The sequence below is a fragment of the Bradyrhizobium sp. JR4.3 genome, assembly GCF_040547695.1.
GTDB classification, from domain to species: domain Bacteria; phylum Pseudomonadota; class Alphaproteobacteria; order Rhizobiales; family Xanthobacteraceae; genus Bradyrhizobium; species Bradyrhizobium canariense.
The window spans coordinates 204,268-216,560 of the sequence record NZ_JBEPQF010000012.1 but is presented as its reverse complement, the minus strand read 5'-3'; the positions used below and the strand labels follow the sequence as shown (position 1 = coordinate 216,560).

General features: G+C 63.6%; 10 protein-coding genes and 1 pseudogene. 3 read left to right on the top strand and 8 right to left on the bottom strand.

All coding sequences use genetic code 11. The annotated features are described in order from the left end of the window. Positions 1–354: 354 nt before the first annotated feature. The 8 genes and pseudogenes from ABIB91_RS20895 to ABIB91_RS20860 all read right to left on the bottom strand — a co-directional run bounded on the left by ABIB91_RS20895 (position 355) and on the right by ABIB91_RS20860 (position 8,692). Positions 355–1,481 (bottom strand): annotated as a pseudogene (locus ABIB91_RS20895) (mandelate racemase/muconate lactonizing enzyme family protein). A 48-nt stretch (positions 1,482–1,529) separates the two neighbouring features. After that, entirely contained in the window at positions 1,530–2,567 is a 1,038-nt protein-coding gene (locus tag ABIB91_RS20890; protein WP_354165162.1) for a tagatose 1,6-diphosphate aldolase, read from the bottom strand. Next, positions 2,564–3,523 (bottom strand): sugar kinase, encoded by a 960-nt coding sequence (locus tag ABIB91_RS20885; protein WP_354165159.1) that lies wholly within the window; start codon positions 3,521–3,523, stop codon positions 2,564–2,566. Before ABIB91_RS20885 ends, ABIB91_RS20890 begins: the two co-directional genes overlap by 4 nt. Beyond that, positions 3,520–4,593, bottom strand: a complete 1,074-nt coding sequence (locus ABIB91_RS20880) for an ABC transporter ATP-binding protein (protein ID WP_354165156.1) — start codon at positions 4,591–4,593, stop codon at positions 3,520–3,522. The genes ABIB91_RS20885 and ABIB91_RS20880 overlap by 4 nt, the downstream gene beginning before the upstream one ends. Positions 4,594–4,599: 6 nt before the next feature. Further along, positions 4,600–5,604: a zinc-dependent alcohol dehydrogenase family protein gene (locus ABIB91_RS20875; RefSeq protein WP_354165153.1), complete on the bottom strand. Its 1,005-nt coding sequence runs from the start codon at positions 5,602–5,604 to the stop codon at positions 4,600–4,602. 8 nt (positions 5,605–5,612) lie between these two features. Further along, positions 5,613–6,440 (bottom strand): carbohydrate ABC transporter permease, encoded by an 828-nt coding sequence (locus ABIB91_RS20870; RefSeq protein WP_354165150.1) that lies wholly within the window; start codon positions 6,438–6,440, stop codon positions 5,613–5,615. A 4-nt stretch (positions 6,441–6,444) separates the two neighbouring features. Further along, the gene (locus ABIB91_RS20865; protein ID WP_354165147.1) at positions 6,445–7,332 is read right to left on the bottom strand and encodes a carbohydrate ABC transporter permease; all 888 of its coding nucleotides are present in this window, start codon (positions 7,330–7,332) and stop codon (positions 6,445–6,447) included. Between the two features lie 61 nt (positions 7,333–7,393). Beyond that, positions 7,394–8,692 carry an ABC transporter substrate-binding protein gene (locus tag ABIB91_RS20860; protein ID WP_354165144.1) on the bottom strand — a complete coding sequence of 433 codons (1,299 nt, stop codon included), beginning with the start codon at positions 8,690–8,692 and terminating at the stop codon, positions 7,394–7,396. A 191-nt stretch (positions 8,693–8,883) separates the two neighbouring features. Here ABIB91_RS20860 and ABIB91_RS20855 point away from each other — a divergent pair, with 191 nt between their 5' ends. The 3 genes from ABIB91_RS20855 (at position 8,884) to ABIB91_RS20845 (ending at position 12,291) form a co-directional block, all read left to right on the top strand. Next, on the top strand, positions 8,884–9,924 hold the full coding sequence (locus tag ABIB91_RS20855) for a LacI family DNA-binding transcriptional regulator (RefSeq protein WP_354165141.1): 1,041 nt from the start codon (positions 8,884–8,886) through the stop codon (positions 9,922–9,924). 10 nt (positions 9,925–9,934) lie between these two features. Next, entirely contained in the window at positions 9,935–10,669 is a 735-nt protein-coding gene (locus ABIB91_RS20850; protein ID WP_354165138.1) for an SDR family NAD(P)-dependent oxidoreductase, read from the top strand. 227 nt (positions 10,670–10,896) lie between these two features. Next, positions 10,897–12,291, top strand: coding sequence for an ABC transporter substrate-binding protein (locus ABIB91_RS20845; protein WP_354165135.1), 1,395 nt, complete (start codon positions 10,897–10,899; stop codon positions 12,289–12,291). Positions 12,292–12,293: the final 2 nt, after the last annotated feature.

Here is a 12,293-nt window from a genome sequence, read left to right as displayed (position 1 = left end):
GCATCGCTTGGCGGAGGCGTGACTAGCCCGCCTGGGAAATCGCAGCGGAACACAGATCAGCCCGTCAGGAGGCGATATGGCAGCGCTACCTACTCCTATGGCGCGGGCTGATCGCTCTCGATAAAAGCACCCACCTCGCGCGAGCCGCGGCTTACCAGAGCCCGCTCCTATCGGCTGTCATGAGATTTTGAACCCCGGGCACACACATCGTGCACACGCCGCCCTCTAATCGACTGAAAATATTGAACCGCTCCAATCCATTATGGGCCAAATTGAGCCAGTCGTAGCCAAGGAGATCGAGGTCAATCAAGCGCGACCCACAGCGATCAGAAGCCGACAGGCCTCCCCACAAGACTAGATGCTGCGATAGCGCTCGATATATGAAAGATCAGGCGCTATTCCGAGTCCTGGGGCTTGGTTCAACTCAACCATGCCCTCCCTCACATTGAGAATCGGACCACAAAACAGATCGCGCAACGGGTTGTCATTGGCATCGACCTCCAGCCAGCCATCGCCTCCGACACTGGCAAGCAGATGCGCGGACGCAAGCAAGCCGATGCCTCCACCGAGATAGTGCGGACAGAACGTCTTGCCCGCTTTCAGGATGTCGCGAGCCAGCCGGGCACAGACGCTGAGGCCGCCCCATTTCGCGATATCCGGCTGAACCACACCGATGACACCTTCGACCAGAACGTCCTTGAAGACCTCGAGGCTCGAAATGTTTTCGCCGGCGGCAATTGGCATCTTCGCCAGGACGTGCAGCCTGCGCCATTCCTCGCGCGGGCGATCGGCGCGGATCGGCTCCTCCAGCCAGCGCAGATCGAATTCGGCAAGCCGCGGCAGCATCTCCATCGCCTGCGCGACTGACCAGCCCTGATTGGCATCGCTGGCGAGCATGCCGGCGCCGACGAGCCCGCGTAGCGCGGCCAAATTGGCGAGATCGGTCTCGGTGCCGAAGCCGACCTTCAGCTTCAGCGCGCGATGGCCGCGCTTGAGCGCGGCTTCCGCCGTCCGCGTGGCCCCGCCGGGATTGATGCCGCTCGGATAGACCTTGATCTTGTTCGACTGGCCGCCGAGGAGTTGCCACAGCGGCACCCGCTGACGGCGCGCTGAGATGTCCCACAGAGCGAGATCGATGCCCGAAATCGCCTGCGCAAACGGACGGGTTCACCGCATTGAAGCGCCAGCACCTCGGTGCCCTCGGTCAGGACCTCGAACGCCTGAGCAGGACCATCGAATTTGCGCCCGACAAGACGCGGCGCCAGCACCTCGTTGACGAGCCGGGCACGATGCTCCGCGCCTGGAGCAGGAAAGTTCGACCAGGCCTCACCCCATCCTTCGACCCCCTCTTCGTCGACGACGCGAACGATGACGGCGGGACGATTGAGCATCTTGCCGAACGACGTCACCACCGGCGTTGCCAGTGGATAGCGATAGCAGAACGCCTCGATCGAGCGGATGATGAAGTTGTCAGTCGTCATTTTGCAGATCCTGCGATCAATCCTGGACCACGCGGAGCCGCCACCATCTCAGTAGGCGCGCGCGAAGTCACCTTCCTGCTTGATATCAGCGAACGCCGGAAAGCGCGCCTTCCATGGCGTCCCCTTGGCCGTGGTCAACTCGTTGAGCCGTTCGAGCACGTTAAGGCCATCCCTGCGCAAGCTTGCCGAAACCGCCGCGCGATCGGGGAAATTCTTCAAGACGGCATCGAGCCAAATGGTGCGGCCGGCGAGGAAGCCGCTCGCGCCTGCGGCATAGGAGTAATCGAGGACGCGCTCGAACTTTTCCGGCGCCGCGCCGCCCGACAGCAGCACCCAGGGGATACTCCGTTCGCGGCAGATATCGCCGATCGCATCGAATTCCCTCTGCGCGGTTTGTGCCTCGGCACTGCCGTCGCGGGCCGGCAGGCTGTTGGCCGCTAGTGGGCTTTCCAGCTTCAGGAGATCAACGCCGTATTCGGGCTTGGCAAATTCGCGCACGCTGCCGATGACGAGACCTGGGAGCTTGCCCGGCGATTCCACATAATCGGCGGTGTGATTGGCGCTGCCGAGGAATGGATAGACCAGCAATTCGAGGACGTAGGGAATGTCGTGGCGGGCGCAGTCCTCGCCGATCTCGCGCACGAAGCGCTTCTGATGCTCGTTCACCGCGGCATCGGCGTCCGGCCGGTACCAGGCCAGCACCTTGACGGCGTCGCCACCCATCGCGCGGATCTTCTCCACGCTCCAGTTGGTGATCGCGCGCGACTTGCGGCCGCCCATGGTTTCCTCGACGCGGTGCTCTTCCAGCGTCATGATCAGGCCGCAGCGCGGCGGCAACAGATCGATCGCGGCAGGCACTGCGAAATTCGGGTCGAACAGCATCGAGCTACAATGCGGCGCGAGATTTTCGACGAGGAGGCGCTTGGCCGCCGTGACGTCGGAATATTCGACTTGCTCCCGCGTGATGCCTTTGGCCTTCGCGATGGCATCGAACAGCGGCGGCCGCTGGTCCAGCGCGACCATGCGAAAATGGCCGTCCGCGTCAGCAAGCCGTGCCAGGCCGCGGTTTTTTCCAATCGTTCTCATGGCTTCGTCCTCATGAATGCAAGACACTCGTTGATACCGGGGATACCGTTGCGGCCGCCGGCGTGGCGGCATTTCATCGCGGCCGTCGCTGCCGAAAACGCGATGGCGGTGCGCACCTCGAGCCCGGCGCCGATCGCGAGCGCATAGGCGCCGTGGAAGACGTCGCCCGCGCCCGTGGTGTCGACGACATCGACGGCGTAAGCGGCCTGCCGGTGCAGGCCGCCGTTCTCGTACCAGCTGACGCCGCCCTCGCCGTGCGTGACGGCGATGACGCGGCAGCCGAAGCACGAAAGACCGGCCAGAGATTGATCTTCGGCCGAGCCGGCAAAGGCCGTGAGCGCGGGCTCGGAGAAGATCGCGTGGTCGGTCAGCGGCAACAGTCGCTCGAACACCGCGGCATCGGCCACATCGCCGTCGAGCACCGTCGCAATGCCACGCACTCGTGCTTCCCCGAACAGCGTCGCGGCACCCTCGACCCAGCGCGGATCCGCCAGAACGGACGATGCGCGCGCGACGGTTTCGAGCGGAAGCCAATCCGCGGCCTCGGGATAGGCGCCCCGGAAGTTCACGATCTGCCGCTCACCAAAACTATCGACGATAATCCCGGAGACGGACGAGCGGCCATCGGGAAACAGCCGGAAATTCTTGACATCGACGCCTTCGGCGGCGAACGCCGATCGCATCTCGTGGCCCGCGGCATCATTCCCCGCCCGCCCCCAGAACGCGACGGACGCACCGAGCTTTGCGACCGCGACGCTCGCATTGGCGGCCATGCCGCCGCCGAGCGTCCCGTACTCGACGGCCTTGATCTTTTCGCTTCCGCCCGCAAACGGCCGATCGACGCGCCAGACCTGGTCGAGCGCCGATAGGCCGAGGCAGATCACGTGCACGAGCTTGGCTTTGGACGCGACGTCCGCCAGCGCCGAGAGATCGCCGACATTGACCGACGCGCTCACCGCAAGACCTGTCCGTTGGCGGCATCGAACAGATGCGTCTTGCCCGATTGCGGACGCAGCGTGAGGCGATCGCCGACCTTCGGCCGGAGCGACGGATCGACTCGCGCGATCGAGGACGCGCCGGCGAGATCGAAATGAATTAGCGTATCTGAGCCCAAAGGCTCGACCAGCTTGACGTTGATGGGAATGCCGTCGGCCGCATCCACGGCGACAACGAAATGTTCGGGGCGAATGCCGAGCACGGCGTTGCCGGCCTTGCTCAGATGACTCGCGGCCTCACCGTCAAGCGGCACCACCGTTCCGCCTTGCGAGAGAACTGCCCGCTCCTGACGCCATTCGATCGGGAAGAAGTTCATAGCGGGCGAGCCGATGAAGCCGGCGACGAACTGGTTGGCCGGCCGCTCGTAGACCGTCTCCGGCGTGTCGTATTGCTGGATCGTACCGCTCTGGAGCACCACGATCCGGTCGGCCATGGTCATGGCTTCGATCTGGTCATGCGTCACGAAGACCATGGTGGTCTTGAGCTGCTGCGACAGTGCCTTGATCTCCGCACGAACCTGCCCGCGCAGCTTCGCATCGAGATTTGACAGCGGCTCGTCGAACAGGAACGCCTTGGGATTGCGCACGATGGCGCGGCCCATGGCGACGCGCTGGCGCTGCCCGCCGGACAGCTCCTTGGGCTTGCGGTCCAGATAGGGCTCGATGTGCAGCAGCGCAGCGGCGCGCTTCACCCGCGCGTCGATCTCCGCCTTCGGTGTGCCGCGTAGCTCCAGCGCAAACGACATGTTGTCGTAGACGCGCATGTGCGGATAGAGCGCGTAATCCTGGAACACCATCGCGATGTCGCGCTGCGCGGCCTGCACGCCGTTGACGCGCCTGTCGCCGATATAGAGGTCTCCCCCCGAAATCGGCTCGAGGCCGGCGATGATGCGCAGCAGAGTGGACTTGCCGCAACCGGACGGGCCGACGAACACGACGAATTCATGGTCCGCGATCTCCAGATTGAGATCGGGGATCACGGTGAAATTGCCGTAGCGTTTGGTGAGGTTGCGGATCGAGATCGAGGCCATGTTCACTCAGTCCAGCGCCAGCACAGGCTTGATCAACTCGCCCTTGGCGAAGCGGGCGAAATTCGCAGGGAGAGCCGACAGGCCGAACTCGCCGTCGACGAGGACGCGGTATTCCTCCTTGTACTTGCGCAGCAACTCGACATTCGGCTCGAAATCGGAGACCGGGAAGTAGAAGGTCCGGATCATGTAAAAATCCTTGCGGCGGAAGACCTTGCCTTCCTCGATGGTCCAGGGCGCGGCGTTTTCGCCGACCAGCACCAAGGCGCCGCGCGGCAGCACCAGCTCGATGCCGAGGTTGCGCGCTGCGTGGGCGCCCGAGCATTCCATGATCAGGGCAAAGCGCTTCGAGGTATCGCCGACGGGATGCGCCTTGGCGCCGAAGGATCGCGCGATCTTCAAGCGCGCTGCATTGGGATCGGCGACATGGATGTCGTCGTAGCCGAGCGCGCGAAGCGCGAGCACGACGCCGAGACCGACGGGCCCTGCGCCCATCACGAGCACCGGCCCGGCTTCGGTTGGCGGCACGACGCGACTGACGAAGCGTACGGCATGGCCTGAGGTGCCGATGGTGTCGAGCAGCAGCGGCGCGAGGCTGTTCTCGATATCATCGGGGACCGGCAGCAGACAGTTTTCCGGCACCGGCACGTATTCGGCATAGCCGCCCGGTCTGTTCCAGCCGATCAGGCTGGAGACTTCCAGGCACATCTGGGTATCGCCGCGCTTGCAGGCGGCGCAGTGGTCGCAATGCAAAGGGATATAGACGGCGCAACGGCGGCCATGCAGGCGATGGCCGGGCTGCTCGACGACACCAAAGATTTCATGGCCGGCGGTGAATCCAGCGCCCTTGTGCCAGAGCTTGAAGTCGGAGCCGCACAACGCGGTGCGCGAGACACGGACCAGCACCTCGCCGGCGCCGACATCGGGCATCGCCACGCGCTCGATGGTGATGCAGTCGTTGCCGTGGAAGACCGCGGCCTGCATGATCGAGTTCGGGCGGGGGGATACATTCATCAAAATACCTAGCCTTTCACCGCACCGAGCGTCAGCCCGGACACCAGCCAGCGCTGAACCAGGGCCGCCAGAACCAGCGGCGGCAATGCGATCAGCGTCGCCGCGGCCATGAGGGCGCCCCATTGCGTCGAGCCTTCGCCGATGAAGTTGAAGGCCGCAGCGATCAGCGTCTTGGTGTCGCCATTGGAGAGCACCAGCGCAAACAGGAAGTAGTTCCACGAGAATACGAAGGCGAGGATCGCCGAGACCGCGACGCCGGAGGCCACCAGCGGCAGCGCGATGCGCCAGAGGATGCGCGTGACGCTGCATCCGTCGACCTGCGCGGCCTCAAACACGCTGCGCGGAATGGCGTCGAACGACGGCAGCAGAACCCAGATCACGATCGGCAGCGTGATGACGGCGTGGCTGAGGATCAGCGCGGTGTAGGAGCCGATCATGCCGACTTGCCGGAACATGACGTACCAGGGCAGCAGGAACAGCGTGCCGGGCGCCATGCGCGCCGCCAGCGTCAGGATCGCGGGCCACGTGATCCGCGTCCAGGAGACGGCGAAGGCGGCGGGAATCCCGAACAGTAACCCAAGCGCGGTCGAACCGACGGTGACGATGAGACTGTTGAGCGCGTAGCTCAGGAACGGCGTGGTCCTTGTCAGCTCGGCGTAGTTCGCCAGCGTCGGCGAGAAGACTAGCGTCGGCGGATAGGCAGTGACCTCGAAGGACGGCTTGAACGATGACAGCACCATCCAGACCGTCGGCGCCATGATGAGCACACCGGCGATCACGAGTTGCACCGTGTTGAGCCAGCGGATCCAGCGGTCGGTATTGACGGCATCGTTCATGGCATCACCACGCCACTGCGCCGCGGAGGCGGTTGAAGGCGAGCACGGCGCCGAACACGATCGCGGTCAAGGTCAGCATCAGCGCGCTGGCATAGCCGATGTTGAAGAACTCGAAGCCAACCCGGAAGCCGTAGATGTTGAGCGTGTTCGAGGCGTTGCCGGGGCCGCCCTGGGTGGTGATGTAGATGATGTCGAAGAAGCGCAGGAGATCGACGCTGCGCAGGATCGCGGCAGTGACAATGGTCGGCAGCAGCAGTGGCAGCGTGATGCGCTGGAAGGTCTTGAACGCGGATGCGCCGTCGATCTGCGCGGCCTCGTAGACGCTCGGCGGCAGGGATTGCAGGCCGCCCAGCACGATCAAGGCGACGTACGGCGTCCACTGCCAGCTATCGATCAGCGCAACCGTCGGAATTACCCATGTCGGCGAAGCCAGCCAGTCCGAGGGCGGCAGGCCGAACGATTGCAGGATATAGTTGGCGGCACCTAGCGACGGATCGAGGATCACCAACCACATCATGCCCGCCACGACAGGCGGCATCATGAAGGGCGAGATGAACAGCGAGCGCACGATGCCCGGCAGGCGCTTGGCACTGAACAGGACCATCGCGAGCCAGATGCCGAAGACGAGCTGCAGCACCAGCGACAGCACGAACAGCGCAATGGTGATCCACAGCCCGTGCCAGAATTCGTAATCGGAGATCAGCTTGGAATAATTGGCGAGGCCGGCGAAGGATTGCTTGCCGGTCGAGGAGAACGTTTGAAAGCCGAGCCAGATCGTATAGACGACCGGAAACGCGATCATCGCGACCGTGAAGAACACGGCCGGCGCCGAGAGCGCCGCCATCTCCGGCTTCTGCCGGTCCTGCGTGAGTGGCGCAGCCGTATCAGACATGCGTTCCTGTCCTCGATCGGGTGAGGTGCCGGCAGGCCGCGAGCCAGCCGGCACCGGGTGGTCAGTTCAGCGCGATCAGCGCGTCCAGCGCCTGGTCGGCATCTGCGCAGGCCTGATCGATCGGCTTTTGCTTCAGGATCAGATCCTGCACCGCCTGCCCGATGAATTCGCGCGACTGCGGATTGGCAACGATGGGGTAGCCGACTTCGGAGGAGCCCTTGGTGGCGAGCACGTCGAGCGCGGCCTGCCATTCCTTGCGCACCGGCTCCTCATCGATCCACTTGCGATATTCAGGATCCTTGGCGACCGACGGGCGCGGCGGCGCGATGCCCTGCAGCGCCATGTTCTTCTGCACTTCCGGGCTGGTCGCCCACTGCACGAAATACCAGGCGGCATCCGGCTGCTTGCTGTGCGAGGACACCGCCATGCCCCAGCCGATCGTGGTCGGCACCTGGCCGGCCTCGCCCGCCGGGAACGGCAACAGGCCGGTGTCCTTGAGGCGCGCGCCGCCGTCCATGACGGTACGTAGCTCGTTGGAGGATTCGAACGCCATCGCGGCACGGCCGCTGCGGTACAGCGCTGAAATCTGCTGGAAGCTGTAATTGACGACGCCGGGCGGACCGAAGTCGCGCAGCAGCCGGCTATAGGTGTCGAGCGCCTCCTTGCCCTTGGCCGAACAAAGATTGGACTTGCCGTTGGCGATATAGGTGCCGCCGACATTGTGCAGCATGTTGCTGAAGGTGTAGGCGACCGCGGGCTTGAGGCCGCGCGAGACGAACGGCGTCACCGCACTGTCGCAGGTCTTGATCTTCTCGGCGGCGGCCTCGACGTCCTTGATGGTCTTCGGCGCCTCGAGACCGCACTTCTTGAAGATGTCGGTGCGGTAATAGAGGATCGGACCCTCGATGTTCATCGGCATGCTGGTGAGCTTGCCATTGAAGGTCGCGGCCTTCAGCAAGGCCTGGCTCAGCCCGGCCGGGTCGTATTCCTTAGCGACCTCGTTCCTGGCCATCGCCGTGAGATCGCCGTACCAGCCGGCGGCGGCGAACTGCTCGCCCTCGCGCGAGGGCAGCGTCATGAACACGTCCACCTCATCGCTGTTCGCATTCATGACGGTGACCAGACGCTGGCGCATCTGCTGTTCCTGATAACCGTCAACCTTCAGGGTCATGCCGGTCAGCTTCTCGAAATCGGCCTTGTAGGTCAGCAGAGCCTGCGAAACCGGATTGTTGTTGGCGAGAAAGGTGACGGTCTTGCCCTTGAACTTCATCCAGTCAAAATCGGCGGCATGCGCCTGCGCACTGACGGCAATCGCAAGAACGGACAACGCGACGTGCGTCGCGAGCATCCTGGCCTTCATCGAACTCTCCTCCCGGCCGGCCGCCTTAAGCTGGCGGACCATTTTGAACACGTCTGAGCACCATATGAAAACGGTTACAAAATAGACCTCGCGTCCGCCGTGTCAAGCGGTGGACAAGCCGCGAAATCTACGGCAGATTTACGACTGGCCGCTACCACGCGGCTCGCGCGGCAACTTGTAACGTTACATTCATGCGGCTGACCGACGCCAAATCTGTGAAACAGGGTATCCGCGCGGTGGCCGCCCGCGCCGGCGTTTCGACGGCATCGGTCTCCCGCGTCCTCAACAATCCCGATGCGGTGAGCCCGTCTCTGCGCGCCCGCATCGAGCGGGCCATCGACGCGCTCGGCTACATCCCGCATGCGCCGGCGCGCATCCTGTCGTCGCGCCGCTCGCGTACCCTGGGCGCAATCGTGCCGACGATCGACAACACGATGTTCGCGCGCGGCATCGCGTCGCTGCAACAATATCTGTCGTCGGTCGGATACATGCTGTTCCTCACCACGAGTGGATATGACCTCGAGATCGAGTTGCAGCAGGCGCGCAATCTGATCAGTCGCGGTGTCGACGGCCTCGTGCTGCGTGGCGATTGCCATCATGACGGGCTGCGCAAGCTGCTCGCGGACAACGCGGTGCCGTTCATCAACGTCGGCATCTACCAACCGGACAGGCCCTACCCCTGCGTCGGAACGGATAACGAAGCCGCCGCCCATCGCGCCGCCGCCCATGTCATCGAGCTCGGCCATCGCCGGATCGGGATCGTCTCGGCACTCCAGCGCAACAACGACCGCGCCAGTGCCCGCGTGGCGGGCTTTCGCCGCGCACTGGGCGAGAACAATCTCGAACTTCCCGCGCAATGGCATGTCGAAGTGCCCTATACGCTGGACGACGCGCGCGAGGCGGCGCGTTATCTCCTCAGTCTCAAGGACCGTCCAACGGCCGTGGTGTGCGGCAACGACGTCATTGCCTACGGCGTGCTGCTCGAAGCGGAGCGCAGCGGCTTTACGGTGCCGCGCGATCTATCGGTCATCGGCTTCGACGACCTCGACTGGAGTCGCCATTTGCGGCCCAGCCTGACCACGATCCACGTTCCGACCGGAGAGACTTGGCAGCGCGCCGGAGAATATCTGGTGCGGAGCCTCGCCGGCGAGCAGACCATCATGCATCGCGAGATCGACTTCTCGCTGGTGGTCCGTGAATCCACGGCTCCGCCTCCGAAATCCCCGAAGTGAGACCCTCCTGATGAGTTCGAATTTTTCCCTCGCAGCCGACTTTCATACCGTTGTGATCGGCGGGGTCGGCGACATTGGCGCTGCGATCAGCAACCAGTTCTGCGATCTCGGCGCGACAGTGACCGCAACCGGCGCGAACGAGGCGGATCTCGCGCGCACACTGCTCAAGCCGCGCGCGGGTCTCACGCTCGCCACGCTCGATGTCACCGATGACGGGGCCGTCGCGGCCTTTGCCCGGCAGCACAAGCGCGTGGACGCGCTGGTGAATTGCGCTGGCATCCTGGCGCGCGACAAGGAATTCGAGATCGAGACCTTCATGAAGGTTCTCGACGTCAATCTCACCGGCACCTTCCGGACCTGCATGGCTTTTCGCGCGTTGCTTGCGGAGGCGAAGGGATCGATCGTCAACATCGCGTCGATGAACGCGACTTTGGCGCTGCCGCGTATCCCCGCCTATTGCGCCAGCAAGGGTGGCGTCGTGATGTTGACCAAAGCACTGGCCTTGAAGTGGGCCGAAGAGGGCATCCGCGTCAATGCCGTTGCGCCCGGCTATATCGAGACCGCGATCAACGCCGCCGGCCGGACTGATCTCGCGCACTACCAGCGCATCGCCGACCGCACCGCGTTCAAGCGGTGGGGACAGCCGGAAGATATTGCCGGCGCGGTCGCGTTCCTGTGCATGCCGGCGTCGCAATATGCGACTGGTAGCGTCTTTGCTGTGGATGGCGGGTTTCTAGCAGGTTGACGTTGCGCGAGCACCGGCGGCTGGACATCGACGAATACGTCAAGCGGCGCATCGTCGGCTTCAAACCATCTCTGGTCAGGAGGCGAGCGCCGGAGTTCCGAGGCACGCAAGATGACGTTCCAATGGCAACGACGCGCGGCAACTTTGCCGCAGTTGACTTGTTATAACATTTCCGCAAAAGTCCTAACTAACCGGAACCCAGAATCCGGATTTTCGGGAGGACAGCGATGACGTCATGCAAGCCGACACGACGAACGCTACTCAAGACCGGAACCGCGGCTGCGGCGCTGGCGACGTTTGGGCCCGGCATTTTGAAGCACGCGTCCGCACAGGACGCTGAGCTCGCGCCCTACAAATCCGCGCAGATCGATTGGCAGCAGGTCTCTGGCGAGACCATCACGGTCGCCGTGATCCCGGCGAGCTATTTTGAGAACTTGATCGCGCTGGCGCCACAGTTCAAGGCGCTGACCGGAATCGACGTTCGCTTTGAGAAAATCCCACCGGCGCAGATCCGGCAGAAGAGCGTCATCGACCTGACTTCGAAAACCGGCACCTACGCGACCCATGCCGCGGATCCCATGTATTACGCACTCTATGCCGCGAACAAATGGGTGGAGCCGCTCGATACTTATCTCGCCGACAAGTCGCTGACCGATCCGGCCTGGTTCAAGCTCGACGACATCATTCCGGCCTGGCGCAGCGCCAACGGCATCGACGGCAAACTCTATGGCATGCCCTATGACGGCGAAGTTACGATTCAGGTCTATCGCAAGGACCTCTATGACGCCAAAGGCCTGAAGCCCGCCGACACGCTCGAGGCCTACATGTCCAACGCAGCGGCATTGAACACGCCGAACGATCGCGTGTGGGGCGCGGCGCTGCGCGGCGTCGCCGGTGCCGGCCAGAACATGTACATCTATCCGTCGATCTTCCGCGAGTTCGGCGGCGACTGGATGAAGGGCGGCAAGCTCACCGTCAACGGCCCCGAGGCCGAGACGGCGCTGGCCTGGTACGTCGATCTCCTGAAAAAGTACGCCCCGACGGCGGCCGCGAACTGGAACTGGCCCGACATTGCCGACGCCTTCTCGCAAGGCACTGTTGCCAGCTACATCGACGCGCATTCCTCGGCCTCGGTCATCAACAATCCCGAGAAGTCGAAGGTCATTGGCAAGGTCGCCTATGCGCGCTGGCCGAAGGGCCCCTCGGGCAAGCGCACTACGTCGATCTGGAACTGGGGTTTTCCGATCAATTCTGCGCTGCCGGAGAAGAAGCGAAAGGCGACATGGTTTTTCATCCAGTGGGCTGCGAGCGCCGAGACCCAGGCGCGCACCGCGCATCGTTTTGCAGGTCCGACCAAGCGCTCTGGCGTCAACCGCACCTCGGTCTGGAAGGATCCGGACTACATCAAGCTGATGAACGGCTTTGGCGAAAATTTTGTCGAAGCCACGATGGGCGCTCTGCAGGACGACACCGACGTCGACTGGCGTCCGCGCGTGCCGCAATGGCCGGCGATTGGCGACACCATGGCGACCGCGATCCAGTCGGCCCTCTCCGGCCAGGCCACGATCAAGGCTGCACTTGACGATGCGCAACGCCGCATCGAACCGATGATGCGCGGCTGAGC

Bases quoted from the DNA above. Each gene is read 5' to 3' on its own strand.
- ABIB91_RS20890 (WP_354165162.1), bottom strand. From the start codon at position 2,567: ATGAGAACGATTGGAAAAAACCGCGGCCTGGCACGGCTTGCTGACGCG.
- ABIB91_RS20880 (WP_354165156.1), bottom strand. From the start codon at position 4,593: ATGGCCTCGATCTCGATCCGCAACCTCACCAAACGCTACGGCAATTTC.
- ABIB91_RS20875 (WP_354165153.1), bottom strand. From the start codon at position 5,604: ATGAATGTATCCCCCCGCCCGAACTCGATCATGCAGGCCGCGGTCTTC.
- ABIB91_RS20870 (WP_354165150.1), bottom strand. From the start codon at position 6,440: ATGAACGATGCCGTCAATACCGACCGCTGGATCCGCTGGCTCAACACG.
- ABIB91_RS20865 (WP_354165147.1), bottom strand. From the start codon at position 7,332: ATGTCTGATACGGCTGCGCCACTCACGCAGGACCGGCAGAAGCCGGAG.
- ABIB91_RS20860 (WP_354165144.1), bottom strand. From the start codon at position 8,692: ATGAAGGCCAGGATGCTCGCGACGCACGTCGCGTTGTCCGTTCTTGCG.
- ABIB91_RS20855 (WP_354165141.1), top strand. From the start codon at position 8,884: ATGCGGCTGACCGACGCCAAATCTGTGAAACAGGGTATCCGCGCGGTG.
- ABIB91_RS20850 (WP_354165138.1), top strand. From the start codon at position 9,935: ATGAGTTCGAATTTTTCCCTCGCAGCCGACTTTCATACCGTTGTGATC.
- ABIB91_RS20845 (WP_354165135.1), top strand. From the start codon at position 10,897: ATGACGTCATGCAAGCCGACACGACGAACGCTACTCAAGACCGGAACC.